General features: G+C 63.8%; 18 protein-coding genes. 7 read left to right on the plus strand and 11 right to left on the minus strand.

Annotated elements, in window-relative coordinates:
* Positions 1–99 precede the first annotated feature (99 nt).
* The 5 genes from proA to gpt all read right to left on the minus strand — a co-directional run bounded on the left by proA (position 100) and on the right by gpt (position 4,935).
* Complete coding sequence (proA, locus tag CYR32_RS15600; RefSeq protein WP_101826047.1) at positions 100–1,353, minus strand: glutamate-5-semialdehyde dehydrogenase; 1,254 nt, start codon at positions 1,351–1,353, stop codon at positions 100–102.
* A gap of 9 nt (positions 1,354–1,362) precedes the next feature.
* Entirely contained in the window at positions 1,363–2,466 is a 1,104-nt protein-coding gene (gene proB, locus CYR32_RS15605) for a glutamate 5-kinase (protein WP_101826049.1), read from the minus strand.
* Positions 2,467–2,605: 139 nt separating this feature from the next.
* The gene (gene crl, locus CYR32_RS15610) at positions 2,606–3,007 is read right to left on the minus strand and encodes a sigma factor-binding protein Crl (RefSeq protein WP_101826050.1); all 402 of its coding nucleotides are present in this window, start codon (positions 3,005–3,007) and stop codon (positions 2,606–2,608) included.
* Between the two features lie 59 nt (positions 3,008–3,066).
* Positions 3,067–4,314, minus strand: coding sequence for an esterase FrsA (gene frsA, locus CYR32_RS15615; protein ID WP_101826052.1), 1,248 nt, complete (start codon positions 4,312–4,314; stop codon positions 3,067–3,069).
* 162 nt (positions 4,315–4,476) lie between these two features.
* Complete coding sequence (gpt, locus tag CYR32_RS15620; RefSeq protein WP_101826054.1) at positions 4,477–4,935, minus strand: xanthine phosphoribosyltransferase; 459 nt, start codon at positions 4,933–4,935, stop codon at positions 4,477–4,479.
* A gap of 289 nt (positions 4,936–5,224) precedes the next feature.
* Between gpt and pepD the strand changes: the two genes are divergently transcribed.
* On the plus strand, positions 5,225–6,685 hold the full coding sequence (gene pepD / locus CYR32_RS15625; protein WP_101826056.1) for a beta-Ala-His dipeptidase: 1,461 nt from the start codon (positions 5,225–5,227) through the stop codon (positions 6,683–6,685).
* A gap of 72 nt (positions 6,686–6,757) precedes the next feature.
* Here pepD and dinB read toward each other — a convergent pair whose 3' ends face one another.
* A complete protein-coding gene (gene dinB, locus CYR32_RS15630) occupies positions 6,758–7,819 on the minus strand; it encodes a DNA polymerase IV (RefSeq protein ID WP_101826058.1) in 1,062 nt (353 codons plus the stop codon).
* Between the two features lie 220 nt (positions 7,820–8,039).
* Between dinB and CYR32_RS15635 the strand changes: the two genes are divergently transcribed.
* Both CYR32_RS15635 and dpaA read left to right on the plus strand, forming a co-directional pair.
* A complete protein-coding gene (locus tag CYR32_RS15635; protein ID WP_101826060.1) occupies positions 8,040–8,915 on the plus strand; it encodes a glycerophosphodiester phosphodiesterase family protein in 876 nt (291 codons plus the stop codon).
* A gap of 219 nt (positions 8,916–9,134) precedes the next feature.
* Positions 9,135–9,857 carry a peptidoglycan meso-diaminopimelic acid protein amidase gene (gene dpaA / locus CYR32_RS15640; RefSeq protein WP_101826061.1) on the plus strand — a complete coding sequence of 241 codons (723 nt, stop codon included), beginning with the start codon at positions 9,135–9,137 and terminating at the stop codon, positions 9,855–9,857.
* Here dpaA and CYR32_RS15645 read toward each other — a convergent pair.
* Positions 9,828–10,595, minus strand: a complete 768-nt coding sequence (locus CYR32_RS15645; protein WP_101826063.1) for a class II glutamine amidotransferase — start codon at positions 10,593–10,595, stop codon at positions 9,828–9,830. The two genes, dpaA and CYR32_RS15645, sit on opposite strands and share 30 nt — an antisense overlap.
* A gap of 37 nt (positions 10,596–10,632) precedes the next feature.
* Entirely contained in the window at positions 10,633–11,214 is a 582-nt protein-coding gene (gene lpcA, locus CYR32_RS15650) for a D-sedoheptulose 7-phosphate isomerase (protein ID WP_101826065.1), read from the minus strand.
* Between the two features lie 233 nt (positions 11,215–11,447).
* On the opposite strand from lpcA, the gene fadE reads away from it, so the two are divergent.
* Positions 11,448–13,895 (plus strand): acyl-CoA dehydrogenase FadE, encoded by a 2,448-nt coding sequence (gene fadE, locus CYR32_RS15655; RefSeq protein WP_101826067.1) that lies wholly within the window; start codon positions 11,448–11,450, stop codon positions 13,893–13,895.
* 85 nt (positions 13,896–13,980) lie between these two features.
* Here the strand turns inward: fadE and CYR32_RS15660 are convergent, their stop codons facing one another.
* Positions 13,981–14,451 (minus strand): YehS family protein, encoded by a 471-nt coding sequence (locus CYR32_RS15660; protein ID WP_101826069.1) that lies wholly within the window; start codon positions 14,449–14,451, stop codon positions 13,981–13,983.
* A 189-nt stretch (positions 14,452–14,640) separates the two neighbouring features.
* Here CYR32_RS15660 and CYR32_RS15665 point away from each other — a divergent pair, with 189 nt between their 5' ends.
* From CYR32_RS15665 to CYR32_RS15675, 3 genes are all read left to right on the plus strand, one after another.
* Positions 14,641–15,798, plus strand: coding sequence for a pyridoxal phosphate-dependent aminotransferase (locus tag CYR32_RS15665; protein ID WP_165698259.1), 1,158 nt, complete (start codon positions 14,641–14,643; stop codon positions 15,796–15,798).
* Positions 15,786–16,559 (plus strand): amidohydrolase, encoded by a 774-nt coding sequence (locus tag CYR32_RS15670; protein ID WP_101826072.1) that lies wholly within the window; start codon positions 15,786–15,788, stop codon positions 16,557–16,559. Before CYR32_RS15665 ends, CYR32_RS15670 begins: the two co-directional genes overlap by 13 nt.
* Positions 16,560–16,669: 110 nt before the next feature.
* The gene (locus CYR32_RS15675; protein ID WP_101826074.1) at positions 16,670–17,893 is read left to right on the plus strand and encodes a type 1 glutamine amidotransferase family protein; all 1,224 of its coding nucleotides are present in this window, start codon (positions 16,670–16,672) and stop codon (positions 17,891–17,893) included.
* Here the strand turns inward: CYR32_RS15675 and CYR32_RS15680 are convergent.
* On the minus strand, positions 17,832–19,187 hold the full coding sequence (locus tag CYR32_RS15680; RefSeq protein ID WP_101826076.1) for a nucleobase:cation symporter-2 family protein: 1,356 nt from the start codon (positions 19,185–19,187) through the stop codon (positions 17,832–17,834). The genes CYR32_RS15675 and CYR32_RS15680 overlap by 62 nt on opposite strands.
* A gap of 22 nt (positions 19,188–19,209) precedes the next feature.
* A complete protein-coding gene (pucL, locus tag CYR32_RS15685) occupies positions 19,210–20,106 on the minus strand; it encodes a factor-independent urate hydroxylase (RefSeq protein ID WP_101826078.1) in 897 nt (298 codons plus the stop codon).

Genomic DNA, 20,106 nt, shown 5'->3' on the forward strand with positions numbered 1-20,106 from the left:
TTCGGGCTGTTGGGTTGCTGCTTTGCCATTGATAAGCTGAATGAAACTGTCTCTTTCTCAGGCGAAAATCCCCCGCACCGGCAGGTGCGGGGGCGAGGGTCAGGCGCGGACTAAATCGTCGCCGTAGCCGATCCATTTGTAGGTGGTGAGCGCTTCCAGGCCCATCGGGCCGCGGGCGTGCAGCTTCTGGGTGCTGACCGCCACTTCCGCGCCAAGGCCGAACTGGCCGCCGTCGGTGAAGCGGGTGCTGGCGTTCACGTAGACCGCTGAGGAGTCCACCTCGCGCACGAAGCGTTCGGCGTTGGTCAGCGAGCGCGTCAGGATGGCGTCGGAGTGCGCGGTGCCGTAGGTGCGGATGTGCTCCACCGCCGCGTCGAGGTCATCCACCAGCGTGACGTTCAGGTCATTCGACAGCCACTCATCTTGGTAATCCTGCGGCTCTACCGGCACCACCTGCGCCGGGCCGGTTTGCAGCAGCGGCAGCGCGTCAGCGGAAGCGTGCAGCGTCACGCCCGCGTCGGCCATCTTGCGGCTCAGCGCCGGCAGGAAGGTCTCCGCAATCGCGCGGTGCACCAGCAGCGTCTCCAGGCTGTTGCAGGCGCTCGGGCGCTGCACCTTGGCGCTCTCAATCACCGTCAGCGCTTTGTCAAAATCGATGCTCTCATCGGCGAACATATGGCACACGCCGATGCCGCCGGTGATCACCGGGATGGTCGAGTGCTCGCGGCAGAGCTTATGCAGTGACGCGCCGCCGCGCGGGATCAGCATGTCGACATAGCGGTCGAGGCGCAGCAGCTCGTTCACCAGCGCGCGATCCGGGTTCTCAATCGCCTGCACCGCCGCGCCCGGCAGGCCGCAGCGCTCCAGCGCCCGCTGGATCACGCTCACGGTCGCCTGGTTGGTGAGGTGCGTCTCTTTGCCACCGCGCAGGATCACCGCGTTGCCGGTCTTCAGGCAGAGGGTCGCCACGTCGATGGTGACGTTGGGGCGCGCCTCGTAGATCACCCCAATCACGCCCAGCGGCACCCGGCGGCGCTCCAGCTTCAGGCCGTTGTCCAGCAGGCTGCCGTCAATCACATGGCCCACCGGGTCATGCAGCTTGCTGACCTGGCGCACATCGTTGGCGATCGCCGCCAGCCGCGCCGGGGTCAGCAGCAGGCGGTCGAGCAGCGCCTCGCTCATCCCGGCGGCGCGCGCGGCCGCCACATCCTGTTCGTTGGCGCTGAGAATGATCTCGCTCTCGGCTTCCAGCATGTCGGCAATCACCAACAGCGCCTGGTTTTTTTTCGCCGTGCTCAACACGGACAACTGGTAAGAAGCCTGTTTCGCGGCCTTACCCATATGCTCCAGCATGGCTACTCCTTAACTGATAATCATATCGTCACGGTGAACGGCCACCGGACCGTACTCATAACCGAGGATATCGTTGATCTGTTGCGAGTGATACCCGGCGATCATGCGCATCGCATCACTATTATAGCGGCTGACGCCGTGCGCCAGGTCGCGCCCCGCCAGGTTGCGGATGCGGATCACCTCGCCGCGCGAGAAGACGCCCTTCACCTCGCGGATGCCTTTCGGCAGCAGCGAGCTGCCGCGCTCCAGCATCGCGGCGACCGCGCCGTCGTCGATGGTGATCTCCCCGGCCGGGGGTGCGCCGAAGATCCAGCGCTTGCGGCTCTCCAGCGGCGTCTCCAGCGCGTGGAAACGGGTGCCGACGGAGGTGCCGGTGATCACATCACCGATCACGTCGGGGCGGCTGCCGGCGGCGATGATCACGTCGATGCCCGCGCGGCAGGCGACGTCCGCCGCCTGGAGTTTGGTGGCCATGCCGCCGGTGCCGAGGCCGGAGACGCTGTCCCCGGCGATGCCGCGCAGCGCATCGTCGATGCCGGTGACTTCGCGGATCAGCTCCGCTTCCGGGTTTTTGCGCGGGTCAGCGGTGAACAGCCCCGGCTGGTCGGTGAGCAGCAGCAGCTTGTCCGCGCCGCCGAGGATCGCCGCCAGCGCGGAGAGGTTGTCGTTATCGCCGACTTTGATCTCGGCGGTCGCCACCGCGTCATTCTCGTTGATCACCGGCACGATGTGGTTATCCAGCAGCGCGCGCATGGTGTCACGGGCGTTGAGGAAGCGCTCGCGGTCTTCCAGGTCGGCGCGGGTCAGCAGCATCTGCCCGACGTGGATGCCGTAAATCGAGAAGAGCTGCTCCCACAGCTGGATCAGGCGGCTCTGCCCCACTGCCGCCAGCAGCTGTTTGGAGGCGATGGTGGCGGGCAGCTCAGGGTAGCCCAGGTGCTCACGCCCGGCGGCGATCGCCCCGGAGGTCACGATGATGATGCGGTGCCCTGCGGCGTGTTGCTGGGCGCACTGGCGCACCAGCTCCACAATGTGGGCACGGTTCAGGCGGCGCGATCCGCCGGTGAGCACGCTGGTGCCCAGTTTTACAACCAAAGTCTGGCTGCCACTCATAATTAGTCTGCCGTTGCGTCTGAAAAGGGAAAGGATAGAGGAGTCTGGGAAGACCGTCACAGCGATCTTTGTAACAGGAGAGACGCGCCATGCCAACAGGCACGGCGCGAAATTAAAGGAAATCAGGGGGAAGCGCAGATCAGGCGCTGAGTTTTACCGGCTCGTCAGCAAAGTGGTCAGCAGGGACCAGCGGCAGCTCCATCTCGTTCAGCATCGCTGCCAGACGGTGGTGGAAGTCGCGTAACGTGGTTTCCAGTTTCTCCTGCACTTCGGGGTCTTTAATCTTCTGGGCTTTCCAGACGCCCTCTTTGTCAAACAAGCCAAACTGGTAAACATAGGTAAAACGCGTGGCCTCGGCCTGGAGTTCAATCCACCAGCCCCAGAACTCACGTTTCTCAGGCGCGGGTTTGACGTTGACACACACGGCCAGGCAATCAAAAAAGAATTGCTCGTTCTGGCACTTTCCTTCCCGCAGATAAGGCCCCAGCGCCGCAAAACGCTTCATTAACCGGCTCTTAGGATGTCCGCTTGGTAATGTCATTTTCTACCTCCTTATGGCGACGATCCTTTTTAACAAACCGATAAAAAATAGCAACTCTATTAACGCATTTTACCCTTCAGCCAGCTGCTCATCTCTTCCATCGCCTGATGGAAACCGCGATAGACCGGCTTTTTGCCGATCTCCAGCAGCTTGCCGTCGCTGGAGGAGGAGACGATCAGGCGCGACTCCTCTTTCGGGCTGAACGGCTCATTCGGCCAGTAGCCGGAGAACATCGGCGTCGGGCAGCGGCGGCCGAGCAGCCCCTGGGTTTTCAGGGAGTAGCGGTTCAGCTCCACCCGCAGCGCGGCATCGGAGGCGGTGCTCATGCCGAGGCGGCTCGCCAGCACATCCATATACATGTCCGGCACTGCCTCCTGCGCGGCGCTGTTGCACATCAGGTTATGCACAATCGGCCCGAGGCAGGCCACGGCACGCAACCGCCGCGGCTCCAGGTAGGCGAGGCGCACCGCCACATTCGCGCCGAAGCGGAAGCCGAGCAGCGACACGCGGGTATGGTCAACCCACGGCACGTTGCCAAGCTGCGCCAGCACCTGCTGGTGCAGGAAGCTGGTGTCCTGCGTCAGTTTCCAGCGGGAGGAGAAGCCGATCGAGGGCATGTCGATGGTGAGCATCGCCATGCCGCGCGGGGCGAAGTAGTCACGGAACAGGCGGTAGTGGTCGCTCTGCATCATGTCCAGCCCGCCGCAGATCAGCACCGTCGGGTACGGCGCTTTGCCCTCGTGCGGCATATGCAGGAAGCCGCTGATCGGCGCGCCGCCGGGGATCGGGAACTCCAGCTCCTTGAGCTGGTAAGGCAGGTGCTGGGAGGCCTCTTCATAGGCGCGGTTCGACAGCACCTCCGCCTGGTCGGCCAGCTCATCCCCTTTCAGGTGCGGGTAGGCCGCGATGCTGTAGAGGTTGGCGGCCATCAGCCAGTATTCGCCGCGCGCCGCCGGGTCGGTGCTCTCCAGCGCTTTTTGCTGCCAGAGCATCGCCTGGTGCGACCACTCATAAATCCAGTTGCCGTTGCGGTAGCCGACCACCGTGTCCAGCAGTGCCTCATCGGTGCGTTCGGCCGGCGACGCGGCGATGCGCGCCAGCACCTCCTGCATCTCCAGCGCATCCACGCCGCGCCAGATCCACATCAGGCGGTTGATCATCCGGTACCAGTGGTGGGTCGCCTGCCCCTCCAGGGCGGACTCGGTGGTGAGCGCCGGGTGGTGGTGCGCACGCTTGACCAGCGTGGAGGTTTCCGGGTGCTTGAAACGGGGTTTGAACAGGATTTCCGACAGATTGGCTTGGGACATGTACAGCCTCCATGATGCAGTGGGCGGCGCGGATGCGGCCGGACATTATCGTGTGAGTGTACCAAATAACGCGGGACAGGGAGCGGGCTGGGTCAATATTGGGGCAGGTGCAGAAACAGAACGCCCGGCAGAAGCCGGGCGCGGGGGTATCACGGGCGGGGCTTAGCGGCCGCCGATCGGCTCAACGAAGGTCACGGCCATGTCCCACGGCTGCTCGATCCAGGTATCCTGCGGGATGTCGACCACGTAGTCGTCCACCAGCGGCTGGCCGGCCGGTTTGGCGAAAATGGTAACAAAATGCGCTTTCGGGTACATCTCACGGATCGCGCGGGCGGTGCCGCCGGTGTCTACCAGGTCGTCGATGACGATAAAGCCTTCGCCGTCGCCTTCTGCGCGCTTGAGCACTTTCAGGTCGCGCTGGTTGTCGTGGTCGTAGCTGGAGATGCACACGGTATCAACATGGCGGATACCCAGTTCACGCGCCAGCAGGGCAGCCGGCACCAGGCCGCCGCGGCTCACCGCGATGATGCCCTGCCATTTGTCGGCCGGAAGCAGACGGTGTGCCAGTTTACGGGCCTGCATTTGCAACATGTCCCAAGTAACGACGTATTTTTCGCTCATAAAATCGTGTCCCAGCCAGCTATAAATTGGCTTAAAAGTATTCAGGGGGGAAAAGGTTGCGCGAGATTATAGAGAGGCAGCCGGATAAAAACCAGTAACAATCGGCGAAAGCCGTGCCTTTTTTCCCGGCCCGGCCCGCGCACCACGCGGGAGAAAGTGATATTCTTCCGGATCCACGCCAGGGGTTTCTGGCGGCGCATTATCAACCTTAACATCCGCAGCACTCACCCTTTTCCGTGCCTGCCTGTACGTTATGCCGGGCCGGAGGTGCTGCCACAGGAGACTCATTGTGTCTGAACTGTCGCAACTCTCGCCACAGCCGTTGTGGGACATTTTCGCCAAGATCTGTTCGATTCCCCACCCCTCTTTCCACGAAGAAGCGCTGGCCCAGCACATTCTGGCCTGGGCCGCTGAGAAGGGCATCCACGCTGAGCGCGATCAGGTCGGCAACATCCTGCTGCGCAAGCCCGCCAAACCGGGCATGGAAAACCGCAAACCGGTGGTGCTTCAGGCACACCTCGACATGGTGCCGCAGAAAAACAACGACACCGTGCACGACTTCACCAAAGACCCGATCCAGCCCTACGTTGACGGCGAATGGGTAAAAGCGCGCGGCACCACGCTGGGCGCGGACAACGGCATCGGCATGGCGTCGGCGCTGGCGGTGCTGGCTGATGAGAGCGTGGCGCACGGCCCGCTGGAAGTGCTGCTGACCATGACCGAAGAGACCGGCATGGACGGCGCCTTCGGCCTCCAGCCAGGCTGGTTGCAGGGCGAAATCCTGATCAACACCGATTCCGAGGAAGAGGGTGAGATCTACATGGGCTGTGCGGGTGGCATCGACGTCACCACCACCCTGCCGTTGCAGCGCGAAACGCTGGCGGGCGGCTACACCACCCTGTCGCTGGTGATCAAAGGGCTGAAAGGCGGCCACTCCGGCGCGGACATCCACCACGGCCTCGGCAACGCCAACAAGCTGCTGGCGCGTTTCCTGTTCGACAACGCCGCCCCGCTGGGCCTGCGCGTGCTCGACCTGAACGGCGGCACCCTGCGCAACGCCATCCCGCGTGAAGCCTCGGCCACCCTGGCGGTGCCGGCGGCGAACGTGGAAGCGCTGACCGCCCGCGTGAACGACTACCAGGCCACGCTGCAACACGAGCTGGCCGCAAAAGAGAAGAAACTGGCGGTGCTGCTCGCCCCGGCGGAAACCGGCGCACTGGCGCTGACCAATGCCTGCCAGGATCGCCTGCTGGCGCTGCTGAATGCAGTGCCGAACGGCGTGATCCGCATGAGCGACGCGGTGCCGGGCGTGGTGGAAACCTCCCTGAACGTGGGCGTGGTGACCATGACGGCGGACGAGGCGAAGATCAACTGCCTGATCCGCTCCCTGATCGACAGCGGCAAGGATTACGTGGTGAGCATGCTGACCGCCCTCGGCCAGCTGGCGAACGCCACCACCACGCCGAAAGGCGGCTACCCGGGCTGGCAGCCGGACCCGCACTCCCCGGTGATGGGCCTGGTGCGCGAGACTTACCAGTCGCTGTTCGGCAAAACCCCGAACATTATGGTGATCCACGCCGGGCTGGAATGCGGCCTGTTCAAAAAGCCTTACCCGGAGATGGACATGGTCTCCATCGGGCCAACCATCACCGGCCCGCACTCGCCGGACGAGCAGGTCCACATTGAGAGCGTCGGCCTCTACTGGCAGCTGCTCACCGCCCTGCTGAAGGCGATCCCTGAGAAGGCGTAACCTCCCCCTTCCCCAGCAAAAAGCGACGCCCCGGCGTCGCTTTTTTATTGGCCGCGCGGCCTGCGTCCACCTCTAATCCCACGGCAATAACAGCTGGCGTTCCAGTTGCGGGTCGAGCAGCGTCACATGCAGCCCCACCAGCCGCACGCTGCGCCCGGCGCGCCGCTGCTCCCACGCCTGCTGCGCCACCGCCAGCAGGTCCGGCAGGTTCAGCTCCGGCCAGACGTGCTCCTGCGTGGTCTGCTGGAAATCCTGGAACTTCAGCTTCACCCCCTGCCGCGCAATCTGCAAATCGGGCCGCACCCGCCGCAGCCGCGCCTCCAGCTCCGGGTAGAGCCGGTCAGTGATCAGCGCCGCGCAGTCATCCCAGTCGCTGATGTCATTGGCCAGCGTGGTCTCGACACCCACCGACTTACGCAGCCGGTCAGCGGAGACCTCCCGCTCATCAATGCCGTGGCTGCGCTCCCAGATCGCATGGCCGAACTTGCCGAAACGCTTGAGCAGGTCAGCCAGATCGTACCGCTGCACATCGGCGCAGGTCAGCAGCCCCAGCTCTTCGAGTCTGGCTGCCGTGACCTTGCCGACGCCGGGGATTTTGCTCAGCGGCAGATCCTGCAAAAACGCCGCCACGCCGCTGGGCGGGATCACAAACTGGCCGTTGGGCTTGTTGAGGTCAGAGGCGATTTTTGCCAGGAATTTCACCGGCGCGACCCCGGCCGAGGCGGTGAGCTGCAGCTCGTCCCAGATCGCCTGGCGGATCTCCCGGGCAATCAGGGTGGCCGAGCCGCTGCACTGTGGCGTGTCGGAGACATCAAGGTAGGCTTCATCCAGCGACAGCGGCTCAATCAGCGGCGTGTAGCGGGCAAAGATGTCACGGATATAGAGCGACGCCTCTTTATAGGCCGCCATCCGGCCGGGGATCACTTTCAGTTGCGGGCAGAGCTTCAGCGCCATCGCCGTGGACATGGCGCTGCGTACGCCATATTTGCGCGCCGGGTAGTTGGCGGTGCTGATCACCCCGCGCCGGTCGGAGCTGCCGCCGATGGCGATCGGGATGTCGCGCAGGCGGGGGTCGTCACGCATCTCAACCGCTGCGTAAAAGCAGTCCATATCGACATGTATGATTTTACGCACCTTCCCCCCCGGCTCCTGCCTTCGTCACTCTGCCCGATGTATACCTGTATAAGTATACAGGCGGAAAGCGCCGCGGCTCAAGCCGCGCGGCTTGCGGCGCGGTGTCATGGATATGTCACTGAAAATGAATATGTTATTTAGCCATCATTACTTTCCGGCCGGCAGCTGCTGTGCTACTCCACCGCCGTACACGTTTCCCTGCCTTGTTAAGGATAAAACCATGTCACTCAGCAAAACGTTATTGATTGCCGCCTCCCTGCTGCTCGGCAGCGCCCCGGCCTGGGCCGCCCCACAGATTATCGCCCACCGCGGCGGCACCGGCGACGCGCCGGAAAACACCCTGCCGGCCATCGATCTGGCGCTGAAAAATGGCGCGCAGGCGGTGTGGGTTACCGTCCAGCTCAGTCAGGACGGTGTGCCGGTGCTCTACCGCCCCTCTGACCTGAGCGCCCTGACGCCGCTGAAAGGCGCGATCTCCTCCTATACCGCCGCCGATCTGGCAAAAACCGACGCCGGCTGGGCCTTCAGCCAGGGCGATCAGCACCCCTGGCGCGGCAAACAGGTGGGCATCCCTACCCTGGCCGACGTATTAACGCGCCACCCGCAGGTGACCTTCTACCTCGACATCAAAACCCCGGACGCCGCACCGGAGAAGATGGCCGCCGCGCTGGCGAAGGTGCTGCACGAGACCCAAAGCCTGGCGCGCATCCGCGTCTACAGCACCGACAGCCGCTACCTCGACGCCCTGCCGCCGGAGGTGCCGCGCTTTGAAAGCCGCGACCTGACCCGCACTACACTGGCGAACATCACGATGGCGCACCAGTGTACGCTCGCCCCTTCCGCCGCCGAACGCTGGTTCGGGCTGGAGCTGCAACGCAAGGTGGAGGTGGTGGAGAAATATACCCTGGGCGAGGCGCGCTCTGCGGCCACGCTGGTCTGGGACAAGGAAGCAGTGGAGTGCTTCCGCAGCCGCGGCAAGGCGCACATCATTCTGTTTGGCGTCAACAGCCCGCAGGCGTTGCAGCAGGCCACCAGCCTCGGTGCGGAGGGGGTGCTGGTGGATGCGCCGTCACACTTCCGCGCCGCCCGCGGATAACCCCGCGGCGTTTACATGTTTATTTCAGGGGGCAGCGGCATCTTGCCGCTGCTTTTTTCTTATTCAGCGATATAGGTTCCAAAAAATATCATTTTCCCCCCATTGCTAAATAACTAATCAGCTTTACTATGAGTCAGCCCCGCTCCGGGGCGGCAAAGGCATACGCCGGGGCGCTCGCCCGCAGGCAACGATGGTTTTTTATAATAAGCAGGAATGATAATGGGCAAAATCGCGCTGATGCTTGCGATGTTTCTCTGTTTGCCTTGGGTAGCCACCCCCAGCTCCGCCAGCGAGCAGGTACCGGTTACGCAAAATATTAAACAGCAATTATTGGGTACACCGGTCTATATTCAGATCTTCAAAGAAGAACGTACTTTAGAGTTATACGGCAAGATGGGGAACGAGTTCCGCCTGCTGGGCGCGTACCGTATCTGCAACTTCTCCGGCGGCCTCGGCCCGAAACGGCGTGAAGGGGATTTCAAAAGCCCGGAAGGGTTCTACAGCGTGGACATCCGCCACCTGAAACCTAACAGCCGCTTCTACCGCGCCATCAACATCGGCTACCCGAACGCCTATGACCGGGCGCAGGGCTATTCCGGTAACTACCTGATGATTCACGGGGAGTGCAAATCCATCGGCTGCTACGCGATGACCAATGCCTACATGGATGAGATCTTCACCTATGTTGACGCGGCGCTGCGTAACGGGCAGGTGAAAGTGGATATCGCCATCTACCCGTTCCGCATGACGGACACCAACCTCCAGCGCCACCGCATGTCCTCTTACTATACGTTCTGGCGCGGCCTGCAACCGGGCTACCGCTACTTCAGTGAGAAACACCTGCCGCCGACGGTGACCGTCGCCAACGGCCAGTATGTGTTTAACCCGGCGATTATCGGCACGCAGAACATCTCAGAGTATGCGTTCACCGAAACGAAATAGCGCGAACTCGCCTGGTGCAATCTTGTGCCAGGTTTCGTTGCCGGTCAGCGGCTGGGTGGCAATCACCGAGACCACATCATTGGGTGTGGTCTGCTGCTGAAAATCGATCTCCACATCCCTGTCGAGCAAGGTCGCTTTGCCGAACGGAGCGCGGCGGGTGATAAAGTGCAGGTTGGTGGAGCAGTAGGCCATCACGAACCGCCCATCTGACAACAGCATATTGAATACCCCCTTCTCCCGCAGCTGATCGGCCAGTGACGCAATAAAGCGGAACACTGACGGCCAGTTGCCGGGCGTGCGTGGGTAGCGCTGCGTCAGCTGGTTCAGTAGCCAGCAGAAGGCATATTCACTGTCCGTCTGCCCGATCGGGCGCAGCGCGCCGGTCTCCAGCTGGCGGTAGCCGGTGAGCTGGCCGTTGTGGGCGTACGTCCAGTTACGGCCCCACAGTTCGCGGGTGAAGGGGTGGGTATTCTCCAGCGCCACTTCGCCGCGGTTCGCCTGCCGGATGTGGGAGACCACGGCGCAGGATTTGATCGGGTACTCCTGCACCAGCCGGGCGATCGGCGAGTTGAAACTGGGCTGCGGATCTTTAAAGGTGCGGCAGCCCAGCCCCTCATAAAAGGTAATGCCCCAGCCATCTTTATGCGGCCCGGTGCCGCCGCCGCGCTGCACCAGCCCGGTAAAGCTGAAGCAGATATCGGTGGGCACGTTGGCGCTCATCCCGAGCAGTTCACACATCGCCTCTCTCCTTCTGTGACAACCGCGGCAACACCCCTCAGCGGCTGCTCATCTCTTTCTCAATCAGCATGATCAGGATGTGAATCACTTTGATGTGAATCTCCTGGATGCGGTCAGCGTAGCCGAAGTGCGGCACACGGATCTCAACGTCCGCGCTGCCGTCCATCTGGCCGCCATCTTTGCCGGTCAGGGTGATCACTTTCATGCCTTTGGCGCGTGCCGCCGCAATTGCTTTGATCACATTGCCGGAGTTGCCGGAGGTGGAGATGCCGAGCAGCACATCGCCGCGCTGGCCCACCGCCTCAATAAAGCGGGAGAAGACGAACTCGTAGCCGAAATCGTTGCTGACGCAAGAGAGGTGGCTGACGTCGGAGATGGCGATCGCCGGGTAGCCCGGGCGGTTCTCGCGGTAGCGGCCGGTGAGTTCCTCGGCGAAATGCATGGCGTCACAGTGTGAGCCGCCGTTGCCGCAGGAGAGCACCTTGCCGCCGGACTTGAAAGCGTCCGCCAGCAGCACGGCCGCCTGCTGGATCGCCGCCAGGTTAGCTTCATCGCTGAGGAAATTGTTCAGAGTTTCAGCAGCTTCGTTCAGTTCGTTACGGATTAAATCCTGGTACATGACAGCCTCTTGATAGCCCGATGGCATGAAAATTCTTCCGCTGTGCAGTGTAGCGGATTGCCCCATGAGCGAGAAGCGTTGTCACGCCCGGCCTGCCCTTTTGGCAACCGGTGCGGTGGGAATGTGAGCCAGATTGTAATTAGCATGTAAACGTATTGCTAAAAAAATAGCCATCATCTACAACCTATACATCATCAACAGGTCAGACCTCCTACAACTTAGGGAGCATTCAAATGCTGGTGCTTACGATTATCGGTTTTCTGGTGTTGCTGGGCGTGCTGTTCTACCACAAGGTGAACCTGACGCTCAGCAGCCTTCTGCTGCTGGCCTATGCCGCCGTACTCAGCGCGGCCGGGGTCTGGTCGTGGTGGGTGCTGCTGCCGCTGGCGCTGCTGCTGCTGCCGCTCAATGTGCTGCCGCTGCGCCGCGCCCTCTTCTCCGCCCCGGCGATGCGCACCTTCAGCAAGGTGATGCCGGCGATGTCCCGCACGGAGAAAGAGGCCATTGACGCCGGCACCACCTGGTGGGAAGGCGACATTTTCCAGGGCGCGCCGGACTGGAAAAAACTGCACAACTATCCGCAACCGCAACTGACGCCGGAAGAGCAGGCGTTTATTGACGGCCCGGTTGAAGAGGCGTGCCGCATGGCGAACGACTTCGCCATCACCCACGAGCTGGCCGACCTGCCGCCGGAGCTGTGGGCCTACCTGAAAGAGCACCGCTTCTTCGCGATGATCATCAAAAAAGAGTATGGCGGGCTGGAATTCTCCGCCTATGCGCAGGCGCGGGTGTTACAGAAACTGGCAGGCGTCTCCGGCATTCTGGCGATCACCGTCGGCGTGCCGAACTCCCTCGGCCCCGGCGAACTGCTGCAACACTACGGCACCGATGCGCAGAAAGATTACTATCTGCCGCGGCTGGCACGCGGGCAGGAGATCCCCTGCTTCGCCCTGACCAGCCCGGAAGCGGGCTCTGACGCCGGGGCGATCCCGGACACCGGCGTGGTCTGCATGGGCGAGTGGCAGGGGCGGCAGGTGCTGGGGATGCGCCTGACCTGGAACAAACGTTACATCACGCTGGCCCCGGTGGCCACGGTGCTGGGGCTGGCGTTCAAACTCTCCGACCCGGAACACCTGCTGGGCGAAACCGAAGAGCTGGGCATCACCTGCGCGCTGATCCCGACCAGCACGCCGGGCGTGGAGATTGGCCGCCGCCACTTCCCGCTGAACGTGCCGTTCCAGAACGGCCCGACACGCGGCAACAACATCTTTGTGCCGATTGACACCATCATCGGCGGCCCGGCGATGGCCGGCCAGGGCTGGCGCATGCTGGTGGAATGCCTGTCGGTCGGGCGCGGCATCACCCTGCCCTCCAACTCCACCGGCAGCCTGAAATCGGTGGCGCTGGCCACCGGCGCGTATGCCCACATCCGCCGCCAGTTCAAAGTGGCGATCGGCAAAATGGAGGGGATCGAGGAGCCGCTGGCGCGCATCGCCGGGAACGCCTACGTGATGGACGCCGCCGCCACGCTGATCACCACCGGCATCATGGCCGGGGAGAAACCGGCGGTGCTCTCCGCCATCATCAAATACCACTGCACCCACCGCGGCCAGCGCGCCGTGATGGACGCGATGGACATCACCGGCGGCAAGGGCATTATGCTCGGCCGCAGCAACTTCCTTGCCCGTACTTATCAGGGCGCGCCGATCGCCATCACCGTGGAAGGGGCGAACATCCTGACCCGCAGCATGATCATCTTCGGCCAGGGGGCGATCCGCTGCCACCCTTATGTGCTGGCGGAGATGGCCGCCGCCGCTGACCGCAACGTGGAGCGCTTCGACCATGCGCTGTTCGGCCACCTCGGCCACATCGGCAGCAATGAGATGCGCAGCCTGTGGCTCGGCCTGACCAACGGCCGCACCAGCCGTGCACCGGTGCGTGACGCCACCGCCCGCTACTACCAGCAGATCAACCGGCTGAGCGCCAACCTCGCGCTGCTGGCGGATATCTCAATGGGCGTGCTGGGCGGCAGCCTGAAGCGCCGTGAGCGCATCTCGGCGCGGCTCGGTGACATCCTCAGCCAGCTGTTCCTCGCCACCGCCACCCTGAAACGTTATCAGGATGAGGGCCGCCAGCAGGCTGACCTGCCGCTGGTGCACTGGGGCGTGCAGGACTGCCTGCGCCAGGCGGAGCAGGCACTGGATGAGCTGCTGCACAACTTCCCGAACCGGCTAGTGGCCGGGCTGGTACGGCTGGTGGTGTTCCCGCTCGGCCGGGCGCAGCGCGGGCCGTCAGATCGCCTTGACCACCAGCTGGCGCAGCTGCTGCAACAGCCCTCTGCCACCCGTTCGCGCCTGGGGCGCGGCCAGTACCTGACGCCGGGCGAAAACAACCCGTTCGGCCAGCTGGAAGAGGCGTTACAGCACATCATTGCGGCGGAGGTTATCCATAAACGGCTCTGCCGTGAAACCGGCAAAACCCTGCCGTTCACCCGGCTGGATCAGCTGGCGCAGCAGGCACGTAAAGAAGGGAAGATTAATGACGACGAGGCGCGTATATTAATCCAGGCGGAAGAGAGCCGTCTGCGTTCCATCAACGTGGACGATTTCGACCCTGAGGAACTGGCAGCCAAAAAGCCGGCCTCATTGACAACAACGCCGCGCCACCCTGAGGCGGCTTAGGGCAAAGACATTACACAGCAACTTTACCCGCAGTAAGCAAAACGGCACTCCTTAGAGTGCCGTTTTTTTTTCGCCGGGGCTGCGGTTACGCTTTGGCCGGGCGCACGCGCTGCGTCAGCCCTTTCAGGAAGTAGCGCATCACCTGGTCGCCGCACGGGCGGTAGTTTTTGTGGCCCGGCTTGCGGAAGATCGCGCCGATCTCCGGCTGCGAGATCCGGAAATCCACTGACGCCAGGATCTCCTGAATGTCGGTGGTTTTCAGCTCGAACGCCACACGCAGCTTCTTCAGGATAATGTTGTTGGTTACCGGCAGCTCGATCTCCGGCACCGGGTGCGACTCATCACGGCCGCGGCGGAAGAAGATCAGGCCATTCAGGAAGTGCGCCATCACGGTGTCCGGGCAAGGCTGGTGGCCCGCCTCCTCCTCTTTCTTCAGATAGCTTTGCACCTGCTCCACGCTCGCGCTTTCACCGGCCGAAGCCAGGATCTCGATGAGGTGGGCATCGCTCAGGTCAAGCATGTAGCGGATGCTGCGCAAAACATCGTTGTTCATCATATCGGTCATTCCTGTTTTTAAGAGAGGGCGGCGTTTAAGGCGCCGGTGCGCATTATAAAAGGATCGCGCCGTGAAACACCTCTTTATTTGCCCGCCCGCCTTTGTTTGGCCGTCTAAGCGTCTTGATTGCCAGACACCGGGCAGATGTTATATTGTCGTTACATCCCTTTCTGAGTATCGGCAAACATCATGAGCGCAGCCCTGATTCCGCAAAGTAAATTACCGGCCCTCGGCACCACCATTTTCACCCAGATGAGCGCCCTGGCGCAGCAGCACAACGCCATTAACCTGTCGCAGGGCTTCCCGGATTACGACGGCCCCGCTTACCTGAAGGAGCGGCTGGCCTTCCATGTGGCGCAAGGGGCGAACCAGTACGCGCCGATGACCGGCTGCGCGGCGCTGCGCGAGGCGATTGCTGAGAAAACCGCCCTGCGCTACGGCTGGCAGCCGCAGGCTGATGCGGAAGTGACCATCACCGCCGGGGCGACAGAAGCGCTCTACGCCGCCATTACCGCGCTGGTGCGCCGGGGCGATGAGGTGATTTGCTTCGACCCAAGCTACGACAGCTACGGCCCGGCGGTGGAGCTGGCGGGCGGCGTGATGAAGCGCATTACGCTGCAACCGCCCGCCTTCCGCGTGGACTGGTCACAGTTTGCTGACCTGATTACCGACAACACCCGGCTGGTGATCGTCAACACGCCGCACAACCCCTCTGCCACCAGCTGGCAGGCCGCGGATTTCGAGGCGCTGTGGCAGGCGATCGGCGGGCGTGAAATCTACGTGCTGAGCGATGAGGTCTATGAGCATATCTGCTTCACCGCACAGGGCCACGCCAGCGTGCTGGCGCACCCGCAACTGCGCCAGCGGGCGGTGGCGGTCTTCTCCTTCGGCAAAACCTACCATATGACCGGCTGGCGCGTCGGGTACTGCATCGCCCCGGCGGCGATCACCGCCGAATTGCGCAAAGTCCACCAGTACCTCACCTTCTCCATCACCACGCCGGTGCAGCTGGCGCTGGCGGACATGCTGCGCCACGAACCGGCCCACTGGCAGACGCTGCCGGCGTTTTACCAGGCGAAGCGCGACCGGCTGGTGCAGGCGCTGGCGGCCAGCCGGTTTGAGGTGCTGCCGTGCGAGGGCACCTACTTCCTGCTGGTGGACTACAGCGCGGTCTCGGAACTGGATGACGTCGCCTTCAGCCGCTGGCTGACTGAGCATGTCGGCGTGGCGACGATCCCGCTGTCGGTATTCTGCGCCGACGCCTTCCCCCACAAACTGGTGCGGCTCTGCTTTGCCAAGCAGGACGCCACGCTGGACGCCGCCGCGGAGCGCCTGTGTCAACTCTGAACCTGACCTTACTGCAACAGCCGCTGACGTGGCTGGACGGCGCGGCCAACCTGCGCCATTTCGACACCCTGCTCGGCACGCTGCACGGGCGCGATCTGATCATCCTGCCGGAGATGTTCACCACCGGTTTTGCGATGCAGGCCCCCGCCAGCGCACTGCCGGAGGCGGAGGTGATCGCCTGGCTGCACCACTGGGCGCAGCAGACCCACGCGCTGGTGGGCGGCAGCGTGGCACTGAAAACAGCGGAAGGCGCAGTGAACCGCTTCCTGCTGGTGGAGCCGGGCGGCCGGGTGCACCGCTACGACAAGCGTCACCTGTTCCGCATGGCCAACGAGCATATGCATTATCAGGCGGGCAAACTGCGCGAGATCATCGAGTGGCGCGGCTGGCGCATCCTGCCGCAGATCTGTTACGACCTGCGTTTCCCGGTCTGGTCACGCTGCCACCAGGATTACGATCTGGCGCTCTACGTCGCCAACTGGCCCGCCGCCCGCGCCGCCCACTGGCAAACCCTGCTGGCCGCCCGGGCGATTGAGAACCAGTGCTACGTCGCGGGCTGCAACCGTGTCGGCAGTGACGGCAACGGCCTGCACTACCGCGGTGACAGCGTGATCCACGACCCGCAAGGCGCGGTGCTCGCCGCCGCCGAACCGGAGGTTCCGGCAATCATTAACGCCACCCTCTCCCTGGAGTCCCTCCAGGCCTACCGCCAGGCCTTCCCCGCCTGGATGGATCAGGACAGCTTCCTGCGCCACGACTGAGGATTCCCTACCCGCAGAAGCGGGCGGGTTCCGGGGAGCGTCATCACGCCCCCCATCCCGGTACAAAACTTGCATCCCTTCTCTTTTTTACTTTCACGGGGGAGAGCCGGATGACCATTACCTTTGTTGCACACCTGACGCCGGAACCGGCGCTGTATGGCGCGCTGGCGGCAATGCTGGCGGAGCTGCGGGCGCTGCCGTTGCTGCACCTGCCGGTGAGCCATGATGAGGCGCGGTTCCCTGGCGGGCGGCAGCATATTACCGCCCAGGGGCAGCGGGTCAGCAGCGGGCTGCTGTGGGTCGAGCGGCTGACCGGCCGCGATGCCGGGGCAGAAACACCCTGGGAAAGCGTGCGGGAACGGGCGCAGCGGGAGGATCTGGTGGTGCCGGTGAACCCGGCGCTGATGCCGCACCTCCCGGGGTTTATCGCCGATGCGCAGGCCCACGGCGTGGCGGTGGTCTGTTTGCGGGTGGTGAAACAGAACCAGCGCTATCAGCTGGAGGAGTGGGAGAGCGGCAAAGTGCGCAGCAACGGCTGGATGCAGGACAGCGTCGGCCGCTGGACGGTGGGCAGCGTGGCGCAGCCGGTGATGCGCAGCGGCCAGACCCTGCGGGTGGCGCTGGCAGGCTCCGCGCAGCACCACCATGACGCCAACCCGGCGGTGATGGCGGCGCTCGGTGACGCCGCCGATGCCCTGGCGATGCCCATCGAACTGCTGTTCCTGCCGCCCGGCGTCAGCCACAGCCAGCGCGTGCGGCTGTTACGCAGTGCGGACGGCATCCTGCTGCCGGACGATCCCGCCGGTGTGTGGGAGATGCCGGGCAGCGAGGCGGCCGACTGGGCGCTGGAGCAAAACCTGCCGATCCTCGGCCTCGGCAGCGGGATGAACAGGATGGTGGCGGCGCTGGCGCAGCAGTGCCTCGCCGCCCCACTGCCCTGCACGCTGCCGCTGGCCGCACCGCGCCTCGGCAACCACCGCATGACGGTGCTGCACCGCAGTGCACTGGCGGCAGCGGCAGGCAGTACCCTCACCCTGCGTTACCACCAGCACCACCGGCTTAACCCGGCACTGCTTGAGGATCTGTCGGCGGCCGGGTTACAGGTGGCCGCCGCGTTCGACGACCATGACTGCGCGGCAGTGACGCTGGCCGATCATCCGTTCTTTACCGGCCTGGCCGGGCGGCCGGAGCTGGCTTCCCGCCGCGAGCGCCCGCAACCGCTGCTGATGGCGTTCCTGCAACAGGTGCGCCGGAACGCGCAACAGCAGGCGGTCAGCCACGCGGCAGTGAAGAGGGCCGCGCAACCGGCACATCCGCACTTCTTACCGGGTTGAACAGCAGGTTCAGCAACAGCGCGGCCAGGCAGGACGCGCTGATGCCGGAGTGCAGCAACGTATTCACCCAGCCGGGGAAGCGGTCGTAGAAGGTCGGCATCACAATCGGGATCATGCCGAAGGCGATGGCCGTGGCGACCACCACCAGATTCATGTTGTCTTTGTAGTCCACTTTCGACAGCGTGCGGATGCCGCTGGCCGCCACCGACCCAAACAGTACCACGCCCGCCCCGCCCAGCACCGGCAGCGGGATGGCGGCGACAATCACCCCCAGCGCCGGGATCACCCCCAGCAGCACCAGCAACAGCCCGCCCGCGCTCACCACAAAGCGGCTCTTGATGCCGGTCAGCGCCACCAGCCCGATGTTCTGGGCAAAGCTGCTCTGCGGGAAGGAGTTGAACACCGGCGACAGCGCGCTCGCCAGCATGTCGGCGCGCAGGCCGTTGGCGATGCGGCGGCTGTCCACCGGCGAGCCGACTATCTCCCCTACCGCCATCAGCCCGGCGGTGGTCTCCGTCAGCAGCACCAGCACAATCAGCAGCATCGATAAGATCGCCGGCAGCTCGAACACCGGCCAGCCAAAGGCGAAGGGCTGCGGCAGCGCCAGCAGTGCGCCCGCAGGCAGGGCGCTGAAATGGGCTTTCCCGGCCAGCACCGCCGCCAGCGTGCCGATTGCCATCGCCAGCAGCACTGACATCCGCGCCACTGCCCGGCTGCCCACTTTGTTAAGCAGCAGCACCACCGCCAGCGTAAAGGCCGCCAGCCCGATATTGCCGGTCGAGCCCCAGTCCGGTGCGTTGGCGCGGCCGCCCATCGCCCAGCGCACCGCCACCGGCATCAGCGACAGGCCGATCACCGTGATCACCGTGCCGGTCACCACCGGCGGGAAGAAGCGGATGATCTGCGCAAAAAACGGCGTAATCAGCAGCCCCAGCGCCGCCGAGACCATCACCGCGCCAAACACCGCCGGCAACCCGCCGCCGCCGTTGACGATGGTGACCATGGTCGCCACCCCGGCAAACGACACCCCCTGCACCAGCGGCAGGCGCGAACCGAAGAACGGCAGCCCCAGCGTCTGCAACAGGGTCGCCAGCCCGCTGACGAACAGCGCCGCGGAGATCAGCATCCCGATCTCTGCGGTGCCCAGCCCGGCGGCGGTGCCGATAATCAGCGGCGGGGCGATAATCCCGCCGTACATGGTCAGAATATGCTGCAAACCGTAGGCAAAGGTTCTGCCCAGCGGCAGCCGCTGGTCTTCCGGGCATGGTGAGGCCTGTGGCGCGGTTGGTGTCATGGTCGTACCCTCAGAAAGCGGATTAACAGAAGCCGGTGACGTTCTCCCAGGCTTTTCCGGCCGGGGCGCTCTGCTCACGCAGCACGCTGGCCTCAATCAGCCCATAGGGGCGGTCGGCCGCGAAGAACACTTCATTCGGGTTGTCGAGGCCGAACGGCGAGAGATCCACCGTGAAGTGGTGCTTGTTCGGCATCGAGAACTTCAGCTCGTCGATCTCCGGGTGCGCTTCCAGCACACGCTTGCCCATCGCGTAGAGCGTCTGTTGCAGCGCCAGCGAATGGGTATTGGCGAAGGTCTCCAGCAGCAGCCGTTTTACCTCGCCGTAGACCTCGTTGAAGTCGATGTCGAGGCGGTTATAGCGCCAGCGGGCGGTGACCGCCGTGGCGAGGATGCGGTCGGTCGCGCCTTTCAGCGTGGTGTAGCGATCCTCCATAAAGCCGTGGAACTCCGAGCCGGTGGATTTCATCACCACCAGATCCGTCAGCCCCGCCACGACCCAGGTCTGGTCGCCGTCGAGGGTGACGCAGGCGGTGCGCGTCTCCTGGCCGCTGCGCACAAAGGCGTGGTCATGCCCGGTGCCGTTGACCGCGATGCGCTGCCACTGATACTGCTCGGCCGACCAGTGGCCGCCGCTCACCACCTCATAGTTGCCGGTGAAGTGGCGGCCCAGGCGCAGCAGGAACTCTTCCGGCGAGCGGATGCCGTCCCGCGCAAAGGCGTAGACGGTGTTTTTCTGGGTGTCGGTGGGCAGGCAGTGGGCATTGTCGCCCTCCTCATGCACCGCGCGGAAATCGCCGCGCAGCTGGGAGGTGACGTTCAGGTCATCAATCTCATGGCGCGCGCTGTCGCGGGTCACTTTCACCACCCGCACCTCGGCTTTGCCGTACTGGTTTACCCCTAAAATGATGTTGTCGTTCAT

It is taken from the genome of Chimaeribacter coloradensis, assembly GCF_002858715.1.
Lineage (GTDB): Bacteria > Pseudomonadota > Gammaproteobacteria > Enterobacterales > Enterobacteriaceae > Chimaeribacter > Chimaeribacter coloradensis.

Coding starts and splice junctions, on each gene's coding strand:
- proA (WP_101826047.1), bottom strand. CDS start 1,353: ATGCTGGAGCATATGGGTAAGGCCGCGAAACAGGCTTCTTACCAGTTG.
- proB (WP_101826049.1), bottom strand. CDS start 2,466: ATGAGTGGCAGCCAGACTTTGGTTGTAAAACTGGGCACCAGCGTGCTC.
- crl (WP_101826050.1), bottom strand. CDS start 3,007: ATGACATTACCAAGCGGACATCCTAAGAGCCGGTTAATGAAGCGTTTT.
- frsA (WP_101826052.1), bottom strand. CDS start 4,314: ATGTCCCAAGCCAATCTGTCGGAAATCCTGTTCAAACCCCGTTTCAAG.
- gpt (WP_101826054.1), bottom strand. CDS start 4,935: ATGAGCGAAAAATACGTCGTTACTTGGGACATGTTGCAAATGCAGGCC.
- CYR32_RS15635 (WP_101826060.1), top strand. CDS start 8,040: ATGTCACTCAGCAAAACGTTATTGATTGCCGCCTCCCTGCTGCTCGGC.
- dpaA (WP_101826061.1), top strand. CDS start 9,135: ATGGGCAAAATCGCGCTGATGCTTGCGATGTTTCTCTGTTTGCCTTGG.
- CYR32_RS15645 (WP_101826063.1), bottom strand. CDS start 10,595: ATGTGTGAACTGCTCGGGATGAGCGCCAACGTGCCCACCGATATCTGC.
- lpcA (WP_101826065.1), bottom strand. CDS start 11,214: ATGTACCAGGATTTAATCCGTAACGAACTGAACGAAGCTGCTGAAACT.
- fadE (WP_101826067.1), top strand. CDS start 11,448: ATGCTGGTGCTTACGATTATCGGTTTTCTGGTGTTGCTGGGCGTGCTG.
- CYR32_RS15660 (WP_101826069.1), bottom strand. CDS start 14,451: ATGATGAACAACGATGTTTTGCGCAGCATCCGCTACATGCTTGACCTG.
- CYR32_RS15665 (WP_165698259.1), top strand. CDS start 14,641: ATGAGCGCAGCCCTGATTCCGCAAAGTAAATTACCGGCCCTCGGCACC.
- CYR32_RS15675 (WP_101826074.1), top strand. CDS start 16,670: ATGACCATTACCTTTGTTGCACACCTGACGCCGGAACCGGCGCTGTAT.
- CYR32_RS15680 (WP_101826076.1), bottom strand. CDS start 19,187: ATGACACCAACCGCGCCACAGGCCTCACCATGCCCGGAAGACCAGCGG.
- pucL (WP_101826078.1), bottom strand. CDS start 20,106: ATGAACGACAACATCATTTTAGGGGTAAACCAGTACGGCAAAGCCGAG.